The 17,206-nt window shown below is 57.2% G+C and carries 18 protein-coding genes; 7 read left to right on the top strand and 11 right to left on the bottom strand.

All coding sequences use genetic code 11. From position 1 onward, the window contains the following. The first annotated feature begins 4 nt into the window (after nucleotides 1-4). Genes AC13C0_RS18400 through murB form a run of 4 tightly spaced genes read left to right on the top strand, consistent with a single transcriptional unit; the run spans nucleotide 5 to nucleotide 2,525 of the window. The gene (locus AC13C0_RS18400) at nucleotides 5-193 is read left to right on the top strand and encodes a Trm112 family protein (RefSeq protein ID WP_117617397.1); all 189 of its coding nucleotides are present in this window, start codon (nucleotides 5-7) and stop codon (nucleotides 191-193) included. A 28-nt stretch (nucleotides 194-221) separates the two neighbouring features. Continuing rightward, nucleotides 222-1,016: a 3-deoxy-manno-octulosonate cytidylyltransferase gene (gene kdsB / locus AC13C0_RS18395; protein WP_341582120.1), complete on the top strand. Its 795-nt coding sequence runs from the start codon at nucleotides 222-224 to the stop codon at nucleotides 1,014-1,016. Next, nucleotides 1,009-1,488 carry a low molecular weight protein-tyrosine-phosphatase gene (locus AC13C0_RS18390; protein WP_341582119.1) on the top strand — a complete coding sequence of 160 codons (480 nt, stop codon included), beginning with the start codon at nucleotides 1,009-1,011 and terminating at the stop codon, nucleotides 1,486-1,488. Before kdsB ends, AC13C0_RS18390 begins: the two co-directional genes overlap by 8 nt. Then, entirely contained in the window at nucleotides 1,485-2,525 is a 1,041-nt protein-coding gene (gene murB / locus AC13C0_RS18385; RefSeq protein WP_341582118.1) for a UDP-N-acetylmuramate dehydrogenase, read from the top strand. Before AC13C0_RS18390 ends, murB begins: the two co-directional genes overlap by 4 nt. 56 nt (nucleotides 2,526-2,581) lie before the next feature. Here murB and AC13C0_RS18380 read toward each other — a convergent pair whose 3' ends face one another. Next, nucleotides 2,582-4,315, bottom strand: coding sequence for a proline--tRNA ligase (locus AC13C0_RS18380; protein ID WP_117617394.1), 1,734 nt, complete (start codon nucleotides 4,313-4,315; stop codon nucleotides 2,582-2,584). Nucleotides 4,316-4,530: 215 nt separating this feature from the next. Further along, complete coding sequence (locus AC13C0_RS18375; RefSeq protein ID WP_117617393.1) at nucleotides 4,531-5,028, bottom strand: Lrp/AsnC family transcriptional regulator; 498 nt, start codon at nucleotides 5,026-5,028, stop codon at nucleotides 4,531-4,533. Between the two features lie 145 nt (nucleotides 5,029-5,173). On the opposite strand from AC13C0_RS18375, the gene leuA reads away from it, so the two are divergent. Next, nucleotides 5,174-6,868 (top strand): 2-isopropylmalate synthase, encoded by a 1,695-nt coding sequence (gene leuA / locus AC13C0_RS18370; protein WP_482954862.1) that lies wholly within the window; start codon nucleotides 5,174-5,176, stop codon nucleotides 6,866-6,868. Between the two features lie 94 nt (nucleotides 6,869-6,962). On the opposite strand, the gene AC13C0_RS18365 is transcribed toward leuA, so the two are convergent. The 3 genes from AC13C0_RS18365 to xseA form a co-directional block, all read right to left on the bottom strand. Further along, nucleotides 6,963-7,172, bottom strand: coding sequence for a cold-shock protein (locus AC13C0_RS18365; protein WP_048494874.1), 210 nt, complete (start codon nucleotides 7,170-7,172; stop codon nucleotides 6,963-6,965). A gap of 316 nt (nucleotides 7,173-7,488) precedes the next feature. Next, entirely contained in the window at nucleotides 7,489-9,363 is a 1,875-nt protein-coding gene (locus tag AC13C0_RS18360; RefSeq protein WP_117620263.1) for a propionyl-CoA synthetase, read from the bottom strand. Between the two features lie 103 nt (nucleotides 9,364-9,466). Further along, entirely contained in the window at nucleotides 9,467-10,855 is a 1,389-nt protein-coding gene (gene xseA, locus AC13C0_RS18355; RefSeq protein WP_117617391.1) for an exodeoxyribonuclease VII large subunit, read from the bottom strand. 192 nt (nucleotides 10,856-11,047) lie between these two features. Here xseA and guaB point away from each other — a divergent pair, with 192 nt between their 5' ends. Together guaB and guaA are read left to right on the top strand one after the other, a co-directional pair. Then, complete coding sequence (gene guaB / locus AC13C0_RS18350) at nucleotides 11,048-12,511, top strand: IMP dehydrogenase (protein ID WP_117617390.1); 1,464 nt, start codon at nucleotides 11,048-11,050, stop codon at nucleotides 12,509-12,511. A 63-nt stretch (nucleotides 12,512-12,574) separates the two neighbouring features. Further along, nucleotides 12,575-14,152, top strand: coding sequence for a glutamine-hydrolyzing GMP synthase (gene guaA / locus AC13C0_RS18345; protein ID WP_117617389.1), 1,578 nt, complete (start codon nucleotides 12,575-12,577; stop codon nucleotides 14,150-14,152). A gap of 167 nt (nucleotides 14,153-14,319) precedes the next feature. On the opposite strand, the gene AC13C0_RS18340 is transcribed toward guaA, so the two are convergent. The 6 genes from AC13C0_RS18340 to AC13C0_RS18315 all read right to left on the bottom strand — a co-directional run bounded on the left by AC13C0_RS18340 (nucleotide 14,320) and on the right by AC13C0_RS18315 (nucleotide 16,848). Further along, entirely contained in the window at nucleotides 14,320-14,733 is a 414-nt protein-coding gene (locus AC13C0_RS18340) for a type II toxin-antitoxin system VapC family toxin (protein ID WP_117617388.1), read from the bottom strand. Beyond that, nucleotides 14,730-14,972 carry an antitoxin gene (locus tag AC13C0_RS18335; RefSeq protein ID WP_117617387.1) on the bottom strand — a complete coding sequence of 81 codons (243 nt, stop codon included), beginning with the start codon at nucleotides 14,970-14,972 and terminating at the stop codon, nucleotides 14,730-14,732. Before AC13C0_RS18335 ends, AC13C0_RS18340 begins: the two co-directional genes overlap by 4 nt. A 284-nt stretch (nucleotides 14,973-15,256) precedes the next feature. Further along, a complete protein-coding gene (locus AC13C0_RS18330; protein WP_117617386.1) occupies nucleotides 15,257-15,556 on the bottom strand; it encodes a type II toxin-antitoxin system RelE/ParE family toxin in 300 nt (99 codons plus the stop codon). Further along, on the bottom strand, nucleotides 15,556-15,804 hold the full coding sequence (locus tag AC13C0_RS18325; RefSeq protein ID WP_117617385.1) for a type II toxin-antitoxin system ParD family antitoxin: 249 nt from the start codon (nucleotides 15,802-15,804) through the stop codon (nucleotides 15,556-15,558). The genes AC13C0_RS18330 and AC13C0_RS18325 overlap by 1 nt, the downstream gene beginning before the upstream one ends. Nucleotides 15,805-16,159: 355 nt before the next feature. Next, a complete protein-coding gene (locus tag AC13C0_RS18320) occupies nucleotides 16,160-16,528 on the bottom strand; it encodes a helix-turn-helix domain-containing protein (RefSeq protein ID WP_117617384.1) in 369 nt (122 codons plus the stop codon). Nucleotides 16,529-16,545: 17 nt separating this feature from the next. Further along, a complete protein-coding gene (locus AC13C0_RS18315; RefSeq protein WP_117617383.1) occupies nucleotides 16,546-16,848 on the bottom strand; it encodes a type II toxin-antitoxin system HigB family toxin in 303 nt (100 codons plus the stop codon). Nucleotides 16,849-17,206: the final 358 nt, after the last annotated feature.

Below are 17,206 nucleotides of genomic sequence, written 5' to 3'. Positions count from 1 at the left end.
CACCATGGATAAAAAATTGTTGGCAATGCTGGCCTGTCCGGTCTGCAAGGGAGATCTGAAGCTCAACGACGCCCGAACCGAGCTGATCTGTTATCAGGATGCCATGGCGTTCCCGATCCGTGAGGGGATTCCGGTGATGCTGGCCAGCGAGGCCCGGACGCTCTCCACCGACGAGCGCCTGCACAAGCGTTGAAACCAGAGGTCATCAGGGTAGCTACACCATGTCTTTTACTGTTGTGATTCCGGCCCGGTATGCCTCCACCCGCCTTCCCGGAAAGCCGCTGGCGGATGTCGCCGGAAAGCCCATGATTCAGCATGTCTGTGACCGCGCCGGCGAAAGTCGGGCAGGGCGGGTGGTTGTCGCGACCGACAACGAACGTATCCGGAGCGTCTGCGAAGGCTTCGGTGCGGAAGTGGTCATGACATCGCCAAACCATGCCAGCGGTACTGACCGGCTGGAAGAAGTTGCCCGGGCGCTCGGTTTTGAACCGGACCATCGTGTCGTTAACGTGCAGGGTGATGAGCCCCTGATTCCGCCGGAACTGATCAACCAGGTGGCGGACAATCTGGAGTTTTACCCGGAAGCCGCCATTGCCACCCTGTGCGAGCGCATCCACGACCCAGAGCAGGTTTTTAACCCCAACGTGGTCAAGGTGGTGTTCGACCATCAGGGCATGGCCCATTATTTCAGCCGTGCGCCCATTCCCTGGGCCCGGGACCATTGGCAGGGTGGCACGCCTTTGACCCGTGTCGACGTTTCCATGCCTGATAGCATCGGTTACTTCCGGCACATCGGTATCTACGGTTACCGGGTCTCGGTACTGGGGCAATTTGTCCGCTGGGCGCCCGCGCCCACGGAGATCACCGAATCCCTTGAGCAACTGCGGGCCCTGTATAACGGCGCCCGGATCCACGTGGATGTGGCGTCGGTGAACCCGCCCGCCGGTGTGGATACCGAAAGCGATCTGCAACGGGTGAGGGAGTGGCTGGAAAGGAGGAGCAACGATAATGGCTGAACCGGTAAAGGTGCTGTTCGTTTGTCTGGGCAATATCTGTCGGTCGCCCAGTGCAGAGGGCGTCTTTCGTGCCCTGGTTGAGCAGGCAGGGCTGGCTGAAAAGATCGACATCGATTCCTGTGGTACCGGTCACTGGCATATCGGCAAACGCCCCGATGCCCGGGCCCAGGAAGCGGCAAGGCGACGTGGCATCGATATCAGTGGTTTGCGGGCTCGCCAGTTCAGCCCGGGGGATCTCGATAGTTTCGACTATGTGCTGGCAATGGACCACCAGAACCTTGCGGACATCAAGGATGTCTGGCGTCAGAACGGGGGCACCCGGCCAGCGTTATTCCTGGAGTATGGCAGCTCCAAGCATGATGAAGTCCCGGATCCCTACTACGGTGGTGCAGACGGCTTCGAGGTGGTTCTGGATCTGATCCATCAAGCCGGAGAGGGTTTGCTGGCCGATATCCGGGGGCGGCTGACTTGAGACGGAATCCGGAGATCCGGGAGGATGTTGAGCTGGAGGCGCTGAACACGCTTCACGTGCCTGCCCGGGCCCGTTTTTATGTCGAGGTCGAAAGCGCTGCCGGGTTGACCTGGTCCCTGGAGTGGGCAGCGAAAGGGCAGTACGAGACCCTGATTCTCGGCGGTGGAAGCAACCTGGTGTTTGCCGGTGATTTCCGGGGGCTGGTTGTTCGCATGGCCATCCGGGGGCGGAGCTGGGAGCGAGTGGTTGATCACCGGGCCACGCTGGTTCTGGGAGCCGGAGAGAACTGGCATGAGGCTGTCCTGTATGCTGCCAGAGCCGGTTATCGCGGTCTTGAAAATCTGGCCCTGATTCCGGGCACTGCAGGTGCTGCCCCGGTTCAGAATATTGGCGCCTATGGGGTTGAGCTATGTGACTGCCTGGAATCGGTCACGGCACTGGATCGCACCACCGGTGAGTTGGTTGCCCTCAACAATGCCGAGTGCCGCTTCGGCTATCGCGATAGCCTGTTCAGGCACACCCCCGGTCGTTTCGTGATTACGGAAATCCGCCTGGGGCTATCCCGTAACAAGCCCCTGGCACTGGGTTACCGTGACCTGCAGGAGTATCTCGGCGATACGCCGGACTCTGCTCTGAACGCCCTGGATGTCGCCGAGGCGGTCATGGCGATCCGGAGGCGAAAGCTGCCGGACCCGGCCATCATTCCCAACGCAGGCAGCTTCTTCAAGAACCCGGTGGTGGATGTGGCGCAGTTCGATTCGCTCAGAACGCAACATCCGGATATTGTCGGTTACCCTCAGGAGCATGGCATTAAACTGGCCGCGGCCTGGTTAATTGACCAGAGTGGCTGGAAAGGTTTCCGGAATGCCCGGGTGGGTGTTCACAACCGTCAGGCGCTGGTTCTCATTAATCACTCCGGCGGCAGTGGCAGAGACATTCTGGCGCTGGCGGAGGAGATCCGGAAATCCGTTGAGAAGCGATTCGGAGTTTGTCTGGAAATGGAACCCGGCATTGTTGCCGGGGCCGGGAGCCTCTGACGGCACTCGTTCGGTAGTACCGTCAGCGTTTCAACCCGTCGTCCGACGGGTCGGGATTAAAGCCCTTTACGGGGCGAAGCATTCACCAGGAAAGGCAGTGCTTCAGCCACCGGGATATCCTGTTTTTCCTCATCCCGGCGTCCCTTGTACTCGAGGGTGCCCGCCGCAAGGCCTCGCTCTGAGACCACGAACCGGTGCGGAATACCAATCAGTTCCATATCGGCAAACTTCACACCCGGGCGCTCGTTCCGGTCATCCAGCAGGACGTCATAGCCCGCCTGGCGCAGCTGTTCATACAGTTTCTCGCCAGCTTCGGCAACCGTGGGTGATTTGTGGGCGTTGAGTGTGATGATGGCCACCTGGAACGGGGCAATGGCGTCCGGCCAGATGATGCCCTTATCGTCGTGGTTCTGTTCAATGGAGGCGGCGACGATCCGGGATACGCCGACACCATAGCAACCCATGTCCATGATCACGCTTTTGCCGTTCTCGTCCAGGACCGTCGCGTTCATGGCGGTGCTGTATTTGTTGCCGAGCTTGAAGATATGGCCAACCTCGATGCCCCGGCGGATTTCCAGGGTGCCCTTGCCGTCCGGGCTCGGGTCGCCTTCGACGACATTGCGCAGATCCTCCACGCGATCCACCGGGACGTCCCTTTCCCAGTTCACGCCGGTCAGGTGGAAGCCGTCCCGGTTGGCGCCGCAGACAAAGTCCGCCAGGTGAGCGGCACTGCGATCAACAATCACCGGTACGTTCAGCTTGACCGGGCCAATGGAGCCGGCCTTGCAGCCAATGACCTGCTCGATTTCCTCATCCGTAGCCATGGTCAGCGGCTCAGCCACGCCTGCCAGGTTCCCGGCCTTGATCTCGTTCAGGGTGTGGTCGCCCCGGAGGATCAGTGCCACCAGGCCTGAGTGGCCTTCCTCATCGGCCTCGGCCTTGACCAGCAGGGTCTTGACCGTGCGCGTGGCATCAATGCCCAGGAATTCAGACACCGCGTCAATGGTTCTCTGGTCCGGAGTGGCGACCTCTTTCAGCGCTTCAGCAGGCGCCGGGCGCTGGCCGGCAGGGGCCACGGCCTCGGCCTTTTCGATGTTGGCGGCGTAGTCGCTGTCGGTGCTGAAGACGATGTCGTCCTCACCGGAGGAAGCAAGCACATGGAATTCATGGGAGGCACTGCCGCCAATGGCGCCCGAATCAGCCTGTACCGGGCGGTAATCCAGCCCCAGGCGATCGAAAATCGCGCAGTAAGTGCGGTGCATGAGCTGGTAGGTCTCATCCAGGGACCCGGCATTGATATGGAAGGAGTAGGCGTCCTTCATGATGAATTCCCGGGCACGCATCACGCCGAACCGGGGACGGCGCTCATCCCGGAATTTGGTCTGGATCTGATAGAAGTTGGCCGGCAGTTCCTTGTAGCTCTTGAGCTCGTTGCGGATCAGGTCGGTAATGACCTCTTCGTGGGTCGGGCCAAAACAGAAGTCCCGGCCGTGACGGTCATTCATCCGCAGCAGTTCTCCGCCATACTGGGTCCAGCGGCCGGATTCCTGCCACAGTTCCGCGGGCTGAACAGCCGGCATCAAAACTTCCTGGGCACCGCTCCTGTCCATCTCTTCACGAACAATCCGTTCAACCTTGCGCAGAGTCCGTAGCCCCATCGGCAACCAGGTGTATAACCCGGCAGCCAGTTTGCGGATCATGCCGGCGCGCAACATCAGCTGGTGGCTGATGATTTCCGCGTCGGCGGGGGTCTCTTTCTGGGTGGCAATCAGGTAACGGCTTGCTCGCATCGTGTCTTCCGTTTGTCAGAAATCTGGAGTGTTAGACTAATGGACAGTCGGCGGTTGCCCCGCCGCAGCCTTTATTTGTCGTAAAGTGGTCGTTATTGTACGGAGCCTGTTGCACAAGGTACAGATGATGACCGACGAATCCATTGATGTTGCCCCGCGGCGTCGGCCGGTCCAGGCTCGCAGCCGAGCCTGCGTTCGCGAACTGGTGTCCTGAATCAGGACAGGTAGCCCAGGGGCAGGGCGGTACTGTCTGTTACCCGTCGAAGCACAAAGCTTGAATGTACACCACTGACCCCCTGAATCCGGGTGATCCGGTTGAGCAGGAAATGGTGGTAGTGGTCCATATCCGGAACCACGACTTTGAGCATGTAATCGGCATCCTGTCCGGTGATCAGGTAGCACTCCTGCACTTCCGGGTATTCGGCAACCTGTTCTTCGAAGGTGGCAAAACGCTCTGGCGTGTGTCGGTCCATGCCGATCAGTATGATCGCCGTGAGTGACAGGCCCAGCTTCTTGTGGTCCAGGATGGTCACAGTCCTGACAATGATGCCCGCTTCCTCAAGGGCCCGAACCCGGCGCAGGCAGGGAGAGGGAGAAAGCCCCACCTTTTCCGCCAGTTCCTGGTTGGTCAGGGAACCGTCGTTCTGGACCTGTTCGAGGATCCGCCGGTCAATTTTATCGATTTTGATGAGATTTTTCTGATTATGTGGCATAAAATTCCATTAATATTGTATAAATAGCAATTAATGAATTAAAAAGTACGCTTTTCAACCAAACTTCGCAATCAAATATCAACGTTATCGCGTTAACCTGTACGCACTGAGAATTTCACCCCCGAAACCGCAAGGAATAACACGCATGGCTTTCGATCATCGCAAATACGTTGCGTTCAAACCTGTTGCCAAAACCGATCGCCGCTGGCCCGACAAGGTCATCGAAAAGGCGCCGGCCTGGTGTGCGGTAGACCTTCGGGACGGTAACCAGGCGCTGGTGAAGCCCATGTCGGTTGCCCAGAAGCAGCGGATGTTCGATTTACTGGTCAAGCTGGGCTTCAAGGAAATTGAAATCGGTTTTCCTGCTGCGAGTCAGCCTGACTTTGACTTCTGCCGCAAGCTGATCGAGGAAAACCGCATTCCCGAGGATGTAAAGATCCAGGTACTGACCCAGGCCCGGCCGGAGCTGATCGAGCGCACCTACGAAGCGCTCTCTGGTGTCCGCAAGGCCATCGTGCATGTCTATAACTCGACATCGACCGTGCAGCGGGAGCAGGTGTTCGGGCTCGACCGCGACGGCATCCGTGATATTGCGGTAAATGGCGCGAAGGTGGTCAGGGACATAGCGGCACGCCATCCGGAAACGGAATGGACGTTCCAGTATTCACCGGAAAGTTTCACTGGCACCGAGCTGGATTTCGCGGCGGAAGTGATCGATGCCGTGAGCGACGTCTGGCGTCCGGACCAGGGGCAGCCGATGATCATCAACCTCCCAGCGACCGTTGAAATGGCTACGCCGAACGTGTTTGCCGACCAGATTGAATGGATCTGCGACAACATCAGGCGTCGTGAGCACATCAGTATCAGTGTGCATACCCACAACGACCGCGGCTGCGCCGTGGCGGCTGCGGAACTGGCTGTGATGGCCGGTGCCGACCGCGTTGAGGGTACCCTGATGGGTAACGGGGAGCGTACGGGGAATATGGATCTGGTCACCATGGCGATGAACCTCTATTCCCAGGGCATTGACCCCACGCTGGATCTTTCCGGAATGGCGGAGATCAGCGAGCTGGTTGAAGCCTGTACCGAGATCTCCACCCATCCCCGCCACCCCTACGCCGGGGAGCTGGTGTTCACCGCCTTCTCGGGCAGTCACCAGGATGCCATTCGCAAGTGTCTGGCGCGCCGGAAAGAAGGGGAGACCTGGAATGTGGCCTACCTGCCCATTGATCCGTTTGATGTAGGCCGCCGCTATGAGGAGGTTGTGCGCATCAACAGTCAGTCTGGCAAGGGCGGTGTCGCCTATGTGCTGGAGCGGGATTACAACATCAGCCTGCCGCGCTGGCTGCAGATCGAGTTCAGCAAGGTGGTGCAGAGAGAAGCCGAAACCAACGGCGGCGAGATCGATTCACTGACCATTCACCGGCTGTTCGAGGACCGTTACCTGAAGGTTCATGCTGACTGGGCATTGAGGTCCTACGATCTGCACCGGGACGAAGAGGGCGTTCGCGCCGAAGTGTCCGTTGGCAGTGAGTCTGCACCAGTGCGCCTGGACGGCCGCGGCCTGGGTGCCGTGGAAGCGGTGTCTGAAGCCCTGGAAGGCCGGTTCGGACTCTCCATTGCGGTTGAAGCGTATGACGAGTTTGCCCTGGGCGAAGGCACCAATGCCAATGCCCTGGCCTGTATCCGGCTGACTGCGAATGGCAAGCACTGCAGTGCGGCGGCACTGGCGGAAGATACCACCTCTGCGACGCTGCAGGCGCTGTTCTCGGCCGTGGCACAGGCGGTGGGAGCCGAAATGCCGGAGCCGGCGAGGGAGGCCGAGGTTGCGGGCGCCTGAGCCAGACCGGCGCCCGGAACGACACAAGCCGGCACGAATGCCGGCCTGTTGATTTTCCAATGCCCGTGAGGGGCAAAGGACGGAACGGAAACCCTTAGACGGGGGTTACGTTTTCCGCCTGGGGACCTTTCGGGCCCTGTGTAACGGTAAACTGTACCTGCTGGCCTTCGGTCAGGGTACGGAAACCGCTTGAATTGATTGCGCTGTAGTGAACAAACACGTCACTGCCACCGTCCTGAGCGATAAAGCCAAAGCCTTTGGACTCGTTAAACCACTTAACGTGGCCAGTTTTAGTATCGGACATTGATCTTTCCTGTCTTTCTGTAATTTGCCCTCACGGGACCTTCAAATTCCATGTGGAACCGGTGCTGAGAAATCCAGAGAGTACTGAGGAAAGGGGCAACGAAGAGCACTTCGGCAGGACGTTGAAACGCATTCACCAAATACCGCTGTATGTTCACAGCATTTTCAGTATAGACCGAGTTCGGGGGCCGTCAACGAAATTTTCAACCCTTTCATGCAGGTTTTAATTTGCCTGGAAACAACGGGTTGTGAGTCAGGACATACAGACCCATCGTCCCCGGTTTGACCGGGGACGATTACCGGTTGCCGACAGGCTGCTAGTGGCGGAATTGCTCGCTGATTTCCTCCAGTATGGCCGGGTCGTCAATGGTGCTGGGAACGGTGTATTCCTCGCCATCGGCAATCTGCCGGATCACCCGTCGCAGGATCTTGCCGGAGCGGGTTTTCGGCAGGCGTTCGACCACCAGGGCCCGCCGGAAACAGGCAATGGCACCGATCTTGTCACGCATCATCTCCACCAGCTCATCTTCCAGCTCATCGTGGTCAATGGTCGCACCATCCTTGATCAGCACGAGACCAATGGGAATCTGTCCTTTCATGTCATCGTGAGCACCCACCACGCAGCACTCCGCGACGGCTGGATGGGAGGCCACCACTTCTTCCATCTCGCCGGTAGACAGGCGGTGGCCGGCAACGTTGATCACGTCATCCGTGCGGCCCATGATGAATACATAGCCGTCATCATCAATGAAGCCGCCGTCGCCGGAACTGTAAAACCCGGAAATGGGTTCCAGATAGGTTTTGCGGAAGCGCTCGTCGTCGCCCCAAACGGTCATCATGCAGCCCGGTGGCAGTGGCAGTTTTACGGCAATCTGCCCCTGTTCGCCCGCGGGTATCTGGCTGCCGTTCCTGTCCACCACCTGAACGTTGTAACCGGGTGAGGGTACAGTCGCAGAGCCGGGTTTGGTGGCCATCATTTCGATGCCGACCGGATTGCAGCAAATGGCCCAGCCGGTTTCGGTCTGCCACCAGTGATCGAGAACCGGCAGGCCGGTATGTTCCTTCAGCCATTCGTACGTCGCCGGGTCCAGCCGCTCGCCGGCCAGGAACAGGCGCTTGAGAGAGCTGATGTCGTAGCGGGAAAGCTGGTCCGCCTCGGGGTCTTCCTTGCGAACCGCCCGGAAGGCCGTCGGAGCGGTGAACAGCATGTTTACCTTGTGATCCTGAACCACCCGCCAGAATGCGCCGGCATCGGGCGTTTTTACCGGTTTACCCTCGTAGAGAATGGTGGTGCAGCCCGCAAAGAGCGGGGCGTAGACGATGTAGCTGTGGCCGACTACCCAGCCCACGTCCGAGGCGGCCCAGTAAACATCGCCGGGTTTGGCGTCGTATACCAGGTTCATGCTGTAGTTCAGGGCAACCGCGTGGCCGCCATTGTCCCGGACCACGCCTTTCGGCTTGCCGGTTGTGCCGGAGGTATAGAGGATATAGAGCGGATCGGTTGATTTGACGGGCACCGGGTCAGCCGGTTCGGCGGCCGCCATCAGTTCGTTCCAGTCGAAATCACGGCCCGGGCTCAGGTCTGCCTTTGCCTGGGGTCTCTGGTAAACAATGCAGGTTTCCGGTTTGTGGCTGGCCTGGTCGATGGCCTTGTTCACCAGTGGCTTGTATTCGATGACGCGAGTCACTTCGATACCGCAGGAGGCGGTGATAACCGCTTTGGGTGTGGCATCATCAATGCGAACCGCCAGTTCGTGGGCGGCAAAACCGCCGAACACCACCGAGTGAATCGCGCCGATGCGTGCGCAGCCGAGCATGGCGATAACGGCTTCAGGAATCATCGGCATGTAGATGATGACCCGGTCACCTTTGGTGATGCCACGATCCTTGAGGGCGCCGGCGAAACGGGCCACCTCGTCGGTGAGTTCGTTGTAGGTGTAGGAGCGCTTGGTGTTGGTGACCGGTGAATCGTAGATCAGGGCTTTCTGGTCGCCCCGGCCGGCCCGGATGTTGGCATCCAGCGCCACGTCACAGGTGTTCAGGGTGCCGTCGGGAAACCACTGCCCGTGGCCGTTGTCGGTCGGCTGCCAGATGGTTTTCGGCGGTTCGAACCAGTCAATTTTTTCCGCCTGTTCACGCCAGAAGTCGTCCGGGTTGTCTATTGACCGCCGGAATTCTGAGTGGTAGTCCATATATTCCACCTCATCGTGCCTGTTGTTGTTTTAGTGCGTTTCCTGACAACTTTAGGCCGTTTGAAATCACGGACTAGTAGACCATTGGCTTAGTCTGGCCGGTTTATGGCTCCGTTTCCTCCGCAGATTTGACCGATGTCACCTTTGCCGTCAGCTCACCCTTGGCAACCCGGGCAGAAACGGTTTCCCCGGCACTGACCGCCGATGCCTCCCGGATGATCCTGCCATCACTATCCCGCACGATGGCGTAACCACGGCCCAGGGTCGCCAGGGGGCTCACGACATTGAGAGTCTGTGCCGCGTGTTCCAGGTTTTCCCGCCGATACCTGAGGCCCTGTTGCATCAGCGAGACCAGTTGATCGGTAATGCGGTTCACCGTAGCCTGGTTTTGCGAAAGCTGCCGGCCAGGTGATTGCATCACCAGCCTCTGGCGCAGGTGGTCATTCCTGGTACTTACCGTGCTCAAGCGCTGTCGGATAGCCTTTCCAAGCCTCAGCTCCAACTCATCCATGCGCTGGGCCTTTTCAAGCAATTCCCGTCTCGGATCCCGCAGTCGCGCGGCCAGGTGCCCGAGCTGGGTGTTGAGGCGTTTCAGGGCAAGCTCCATGGCGTTGGAGAGCCGGAACTCCCGCTCACGGAGCTGCTTCAGCCAGTCGGACTGGTCCGGTGAGATTTTTTCGGCAGCGGCCGAGGGCGTCGGGGCCCGCAGATCGGCAACGAAATCAGCAATGGTGACATCCACCTCGTGACCGACCGCGCTGACGGTGGGGATTGTGCAGGCTGCAATGGCCCGGGCCACGGCTTCTTCGTTGAAGCACCAGAGGTCCTCCAGAGATCCGCCACCCCGGCCGATGATCAGTACATCGGCAACGCCATGGGCCTGGGCCCGTTCAATGGCACGGACAATATCGGAGGTTGCTGCCTCGCCCTGCACGGCGGTTGGATAAAGGGTAACCGGAATGGCCGGGCAGCGACGTGCCAGTACCGTGAGGATGTCGTGAATGGCCGCGCCGGTTGGAGAGGTAACCACACCAATGTGTTTTGGTAGTGAAGGTAACGGTTTTTTTCGGGCGTTATCGAACAGGCCTTCGGCGAGAAGTTTGCGCTTGAGCTCATCAAAGGCCTGCTGCAGTGCGCCGAGGCCGGCCGGCTCTATATGCTCGACGATAATCTGGAAGTCGCCCCGGTTCTCGTAGAGGGTGACTTTGCCGCGGATGCGTACCTGGTCGCCTTCTTTTGGCAATGTGCGGATTCGCTGGTTCAAACCGCGGAACATGGCGCAGCGTACCTGGCATTTTCGGTCCTTCAGGGAAAAGTACCAGTGCCCGGAGGAAGGCCGTGAAAATCCCGACAGTTCACCTTCCACCCACACCTGCATAAAACTGGATTCCAGCAGGTGCCTGGCCTGGTGGTTCAGTTCGCTGACGCTGAGTGCCCGGGGGCGGGTGTCCTGAAGGGGAGATGTCACCGGTCTGACTCCGTCGTTATGCATACGCAAAAGCCGAAAAATGGGAGGTTAAAAATAGCGAAATTTCAAAAAGATGCAATCGAACGTTGAAAACGGCGCGGTTTACTGTCCCCGAGAGCCCCTTTATAATGGATCGATTAAGGATTTTGCTTTGTTGTACCGCCGCGGGTACAGCACGGAAATTCCCAACTTAGCACGTTCAAAAGGCGGATCCCAATGCTGCGAATTGCCGAAGAAGCCCTCACATTTGATGACGTTCTGCTGGTTCCCGGATATTCAGAAGTTCTTCCCCACCAGGTTAGCCTGCAGACCCGGTTGACCAAAGGTATCACTCTGAACATTCCGCTGGTGTCTTCCGCAATGGATACCGTTACCGAAGCGGACCTGGCCATCGCCATGGCCCAGGAAGGCGGAATTGGCATCATGCACAAGAACATGACCGTTGAGCAGCAGGCAGCAGCGGTTCGGAAGGTCAAGAAGTTCGAAAGCGGAGTGGTGAAAGACCCGATTACCGTGACACCGGATACCACCGTCCGCGAGTTGGTGGATATCACCATGGCCAACAACATTTCCGGCCTGCCGGTGGTCGATGGCCGCGATCTGTTGGGCATTGTCACTGGCCGCGACATCCGGTTTGAAAGCCGGATGGACACCCCGGTGCAGGACATCATGACGCCCAAGGATAAGCTGGTCACGGTGAAAGAAGGGGCCTGCCTGGACGACGTCAAGGAGTTGCTGCACCGCCACCGCATCGAAAAGGTGCTGGTGGTCAATGACAATTTCGAGCTGCGTGGACTGATCACCGTCAAGGACATTCAGAAGGCCAAAGACTACCCGCTGGCCTGCAAGGATGACCAGGGGCGGTTGCGTGTCGGTGCCGCTGTCAGTACCGGCGGCGACACCGAGGCGCGGATTACGGCGCTGGCAGAGGCCGGCGTGGATGTGCTCGTGGTTGATACCGCCCACGGTCATTCACGGGGTGTGATCGAGCGTGTTCGCTGGGTCAAGCAGAACTTCCCGGAAGTTCAGGTGATTGGCGGTAACATTGCAACCTCCCAGGCGGCTCTCGCTCTGGCGGACGCCGGTGCCGACGCCGTGAAGGTGGGTATTGGTCCCGGTTCTATCTGCACTACCCGCATTGTCGCCGGCATTGGCGTACCCCAGATTTCAGCGGTCTCGAACGTGGCGGCTGCCCTGAAGGAACGCGGCGTACCGCTGATTGCCGACGGTGGCATACGATTCTCTGGCGATATCGCCAAGGCCATAGCCGCCGGTGCCCATTGCGTCATGATCGGCAGCCTACTGGCCGGTACCGATGAAGCACCCGGCGAGGTTGAGCTGTTCCAGGGCCGCAGCTACAAGGCATACCGTGGCATGGGCTCAATCGGCGCTATGGGGCAGGGCTCCAGCGACCGTTACTTCCAGGATGCCAGCAAGGGTATCGAAAAGCTGGTGCCCGAGGGCATTGAAGGCCGTGTCGCCTGCAAGGGGCCAATGCGCAACATCGTTCACCAGCTGATTGGCGGCCTGCGTGCTTCCATGGGCTACACCGGTAGCGCCACAATGGAAGAGATGCGTACCAAGCCGGAATTTGTGCGCATCACCAACGCTGGTATGCGTGAGAGCCACGTGCACGATGTGACCATCACCAAAGAAGCGCCAAACTACCGTATCGGTTAATCATTGCCTGACCAGACGCGGCTCCCCTGAGGGCCGCGTTGTTCATTTAGCTCCGAGGACTCCATGGCCCAGAACATTCACGACCACCGCATCCTGATTCTCGATTTCGGTTCCCAGTACACCCAGCTCATTGCCCGCCGTGTACGGGAGATTGGCGTCTACTGTGAGATCAGGGCGTTTGATATTACCGAGGAAGAACTCAACGAGTTCAACCCGAAAGGGATTGTTCTTGCCGGTGGGCCTGAGTCGGTCACACAGCTGGGCGGCCCCCGGGCGCCGGAAGGCCTGTTTGATCGCGGCATTCCGGTCCTCGGTATCTGTTACGGCATGCAGACCATGGCGGAGCAGCTCGGCGGCCGGGTTGCCAGTTCCGAGAAGCGGGAATTTGGCTACGCCCAGGTGAAAGTGCGCGCCACCGGCCCGCTGCTACGGGATATCACCGATCACCTGACCACCACCGGCGATTCGTTGCTGGATGTCTGGATGAGCCACGGTGACAAGGTGGTGGCTATGCCAGAAGGCTTCGAGCTGCTGGCGTCTACCGAAAGCGCCCCCATTGCCGCCATGCAGGACCTGAGCCGGAACCTCTATGGTGTTCAGTTCCATCCGGAAGTGACCCATACGCTTCAGGGCAAGCGGATTCTCGAGCATTTTATTCTGGACGTGTGTGGTTGCGAGGCGCTGTGGACGCCGGCGAAGATCGTGGACGACGCGGTTCGGCAGATCCGGGATCAGGTAGGCAGCGACAAGGTGCTGCTGGGCTTGTCCGGGGGTGTCGACTCCTCCGTGACTGCTGCGTTGCTGCACCGGGCGATCGGTGACCAGCTGACCTGTGTGTTCGTGGATAACGGCCTGTTGCGTCTCCACGAAGGCGACCAGGTGATGGACATGTTTGCCCGCAATATGGGCGTGAAAGTAATCCGGGTGGATGCAGAAGACCTGTTTCTGTCTAAACTCAAGGGCATCAATGATCCTGAGCAGAAGCGCAAGATCATCGGCAACACCTTTATCGATGTATTTGACAGCGAAGCGGCCAACATCCGCGATGTGAACTGGCTCGCCCAGGGCACCATTTATCCGGACGTAATCGAGTCAGCCGCCTCCAAGACCGGTAAGGCGCACGTCATCAAATCTCACCATAACGTGGGTGGCCTGCCGGAAACCATGAAAATGAAGCTGGTGGAGCCGCTGCGGGAACTGTTCAAGGATGAGGTGCGCCGGATTGGCCTTGAGCTGGGCCTGCCTTACGATATGGTCTATCGTCACCCGTTCCCGGGTCCGGGCCTGGGCGTGCGCATTCTCGGTGAAGTGAAAAAGGAATACGCCGATATCCTGCGCAAGGCAGACGCCATCTTCCTGGAAGAGCTCCACCGTGCCGATCTCTACCACAAGACCAGCCAGGCGTTTGCCGTGTTCCTGCCGGTCAAGTCGGTAGGCGTGGTTGGCGATGCCCGCCGCTACGAGTACGTGGTGGCCCTGAGAGCGGTTGAGACCATCGACTTCATGACAGCCCGCTGGGCACATCTGCCGTACGACCTGCTTGAAACGGTCTCCAACCGGATCATCAACGAGATTACCGGTGTGTCCCGGGTAACCTACGACGTATCCTCCAAGCCGCCGGCGACCATTGAGTGGGAGTGACAAAAATTTTAACACATTGAAATATAATAATAAAAATTACCTAATCGATAATGCAATCTGCATTATCAATGGCATTTTTCATGGTATTATCAAGTAAGAGAAGCGTAAACTGATATCATTCCATAAGTAAATGCCGGCGGGAATGTGTTTTGGGCAGGCGCCGCAGACTATGCCTGTAGCCAGTTCTCCACTTTCAGCCCTGGCACCCGGGAGAATTCCCTGACATTGGCGGTTATAACTGTAAGGTCATTTGCGAGTGCATGTGCAGCAATCAGCAGATCATTTGGCCCAATGGGTGTTCCCTGACGTGTGAGGTGATGGCGTAATGATGCGTACTGGTGGTCGGCGGGTGTTTCCAGTGGCAGGATTTCCAGTGCCGAGAGGATCATGTCAATGCGCTCTGCAAGTTTTGCAGAGTTTGACGTGATTGCGCCATAGCGGAGTTCCGCGGCTACAATGATGCTGGTGCAGACAGTATCCTCGCCTGCCTTGGTGATCTGTGCTGCTACCACGCCTTGCGGATTGCGGACAAGATCGGACAGGATGTTGGTATCCAGTAAATACGCCAGGGATCCATTCATAGCTGCACGTCATCCAATGGAGGCAGGTCATCATCGATATCGGGGAAGGGTTCAGTCAAGGGATCCAGAGAGGCTAGCAGCGCCAGCAGCCTGCCTTTACGGATCGGCTCCACAATCAGCCGGTCACCCTCCTTGTGGATGAGTGCTTCCTCACCCTCCAACTCGAACTCGCGAGGGATGCGTAGGGCCTGGTTGCGCCCGTTGCGAAAGAGGCGTACATGGCGTTCAGAAGTTGACATTCGAATATCCTCCGGCTTATAAGGCATATGTCAAAGCATATGCCTAGGAGTCCGGTAAGTCAACCGATCCTGTAAGTGTGCGGCGTGACAGCGTTATCCCGGTAAGTTACAAGGTGATTAGCAGCACAACTGTACATGGTATCTGTCATGGTAATGTCACTTACCAATATGCTTAAGCTATTGAAAATAAAGTATAAAAATGACCAGTTTGTAATTGAGTGGGAGTAGGCCAGATCTGGCACTGGCAGGCAACAGCAGGCATGTCACCCTTAATACCTGATTGTTCAGTCAGGTAGAAAATAAGTAATGATATCCATCTCCTTGTGCGGGACGCCGATAATATCAATGCCTTTTTCACCAATCAGGTAGAAGACAACATGCTCGCCTTGAGGGAAACTGTAATAGCCTTCAGCCACATCCAGGCGATGTTTGCCCAACCGTGGATTTTCTGCTAACCAGCCAAAGCGTTTTTCGAGTGCTTTCAGGTAATTATTTCGTTGGCGTTTACCCCAGTGCTGCTCTGTATATCGGCCGATGTTTTTTAAGTCATCCTGAGCCCTCGGGGTAACTCTGAATCCGGGCATCAGACTTCGTTATCCAGATCGTTGATCAGTGTGTCCATTTTGAAATTATCAATGAACTCACTGGCTCTGGCCTGTTCAACGCCCTGCGCCAAATGACTTCGTAAAGCGTCAAGTTTGCTTTTGCGCTCTTCCATTGAGCGTAGGGCATCCCGGACAACTTCACTGGCAGAGCCGTAACGCCCGCTGGCAATCTCATTCTTGATGTAAACTTCCCAGTGCTCACCTAGGCTGAGACTTGTCGTTGCCATATTGCTCTCCAAATATTCATAATTAACAAATATGAATATATATCAAGCTGGAAAGAGAGGCAACCGTTGTTTGATCCGTCAGTTTTTCGAGTGATTAGCAACAATTTCTGAACATGATATTTTTCATGGTATTAACATTAACGGAAATCGTAAGAGTATGAAAATAAATACAAAAAACTGCTCGTTTGTAATTGAGTGGGAATAACCGGAGTCCGCATGAACAAGGGGTCAGAAGAAGGCTTTCTTCTGACCCCGGCTTAACTGACGCCAGGCCCGAAAAAGCAATGTCCCGGACAGGCGCCGATCAATATTTGAGCAGAAAATAAATCTGGGTGTCTCCTTTTCCTTTTTTTGGTCAGGCATGAGCTTGAGGCGGTTTGATCAGCGATTCAGCCGGAATACCCAAGCCTTCGTGGAGCTTCCAGATCATCTTCAAAGTCAGCGAGCGCTTGTGATTTAGGATCTCGTACACGCGATTACTTTTGCCGATCATCGGCTCCAGGTCTTTAGCGGTTAAGCCCTTGCGTTCCATTTCGAACTTGATCGCCTCAACAGGATCAGGCAAATCCATCGGGAAATGCTTGGCTTCATAAGCCTCGATCAGTGTGACCATGACATCCAGCTTTTCGCCTTCTGAGGTGTCTGGTCCAGCCATCATCAGGCTTTCAATTTCTTTTAATGCCGCTTGGTAGTCGGTATCAGTTTTAATCGGTTTGATATCCATCGTTAATCCTCCGGCAGTTAAATCGTTTGCACATCAATCTTGTCATACTGTGAGTGGGTGCCAATAAAGCGGATGTATACGACGCGATAGGCGTAGCTTATCCAGACCACAAGTCGATACTTGTTCCCCGCAATATTGAACACCACCCGGCCATCCTTGAGGATGCTTGCGTTCCTGAAGTCCTGCTTTACCTCTGCAGGTGAGCTCCAATCGGCATGTTGGGTATGACGGTGCCAGGCCAGTGTCGGCTCTTTGGCATCCTGGTACTCCGGGTTTTCTTCCCAGAAGGCTTTCAGTGTCGATAGTGCGATGATTCTCATGCTTAAAACGTTAGTCCCAATACGGGACTATTACAACAGTTTTTGGATGTACCCTAATTTGGCTGACGACCTTGGTCGTTATCCCCATACTGGAAACAAGGAATGACTCGTCCGGCACATCCGAAGAAAGAGATTGAAACCGCGCTCAAGCATGCGGAAGAGGAGGGCTGGCGAGACGGTACCGGAGGATTGATCTATGGAATACATTTTTACGCTGAAGTACTAACTGTCCGACCGCGACTGTGACCCGGATGCGCTGGTGGAGCGCCTGATCGAGGCCTCGCCGGATCTTGTCGGCTTGACGGATGTGGCGGACGTCGTGGGCGTTCTCACGTCAAGTCCCGTGAACAAGGGGTCA

This window comes from Marinobacter sp. B-21 (genome assembly GCF_056857895.1).
Note: the sequence above shows the minus strand (reverse complement) of the source record. Positions and strands in the feature narration are given on the sequence as shown.

Excerpts from the sequence above, each read along its gene's own strand:
- xseA (WP_117617391.1), bottom strand. The coding sequence starts at position 10,855 with ATGCATAACGACGGAGTCAGACCGGTGACATCTCCCCTTCAGGACACC.
- leuA (WP_482954862.1), top strand. The coding sequence starts at position 5,174 with ATGGCTTTCGATCATCGCAAATACGTTGCGTTCAAACCTGTTGCCAAA.
- AC13C0_RS18400 (WP_117617397.1), top strand. The coding sequence starts at position 5 with ATGGATAAAAAATTGTTGGCAATGCTGGCCTGTCCGGTCTGCAAGGGA.
- AC13C0_RS18315 (WP_117617383.1), bottom strand. The coding sequence starts at position 16,848 with ATGAGAATCATCGCACTATCGACACTGAAAGCCTTCTGGGAAGAAAAC.
- AC13C0_RS18365 (WP_048494874.1), bottom strand. The coding sequence starts at position 7,172 with ATGTCCGATACTAAAACTGGCCACGTTAAGTGGTTTAACGAGTCCAAA.
- AC13C0_RS18380 (WP_117617394.1), bottom strand. The coding sequence starts at position 4,315 with ATGCGAGCAAGCCGTTACCTGATTGCCACCCAGAAAGAGACCCCCGCC.
- AC13C0_RS18330 (WP_117617386.1), bottom strand. The coding sequence starts at position 15,556 with ATGCCCGGATTCAGAGTTACCCCGAGGGCTCAGGATGACTTAAAAAAC.
- AC13C0_RS18340 (WP_117617388.1), bottom strand. The coding sequence starts at position 14,733 with ATGAATGGATCCCTGGCGTATTTACTGGATACCAACATCCTGTCCGAT.
- AC13C0_RS18335 (WP_117617387.1), bottom strand. The coding sequence starts at position 14,972 with ATGTCAACTTCTGAACGCCATGTACGCCTCTTTCGCAACGGGCGCAAC.
- kdsB (WP_341582120.1), top strand. The coding sequence starts at position 222 with ATGTCTTTTACTGTTGTGATTCCGGCCCGGTATGCCTCCACCCGCCTT.
- guaA (WP_117617389.1), top strand. The coding sequence starts at position 12,575 with ATGGCCCAGAACATTCACGACCACCGCATCCTGATTCTCGATTTCGGT.
- AC13C0_RS18390 (WP_341582119.1), top strand. The coding sequence starts at position 1,009 with ATGGCTGAACCGGTAAAGGTGCTGTTCGTTTGTCTGGGCAATATCTGT.
- AC13C0_RS18375 (WP_117617393.1), bottom strand. The coding sequence starts at position 5,028 with ATGCCACATAATCAGAAAAATCTCATCAAAATCGATAAAATTGACCGG.
- AC13C0_RS18320 (WP_117617384.1), bottom strand. The coding sequence starts at position 16,528 with ATGGATATCAAACCGATTAAAACTGATACCGACTACCAAGCGGCATTA.
- guaB (WP_117617390.1), top strand. The coding sequence starts at position 11,048 with ATGCTGCGAATTGCCGAAGAAGCCCTCACATTTGATGACGTTCTGCTG.
- AC13C0_RS18325 (WP_117617385.1), bottom strand. The coding sequence starts at position 15,804 with ATGGCAACGACAAGTCTCAGCCTAGGTGAGCACTGGGAAGTTTACATC.
- AC13C0_RS18360 (WP_117620263.1), bottom strand. The coding sequence starts at position 9,363 with ATGGACTACCACTCAGAATTCCGGCGGTCAATAGACAACCCGGACGAC.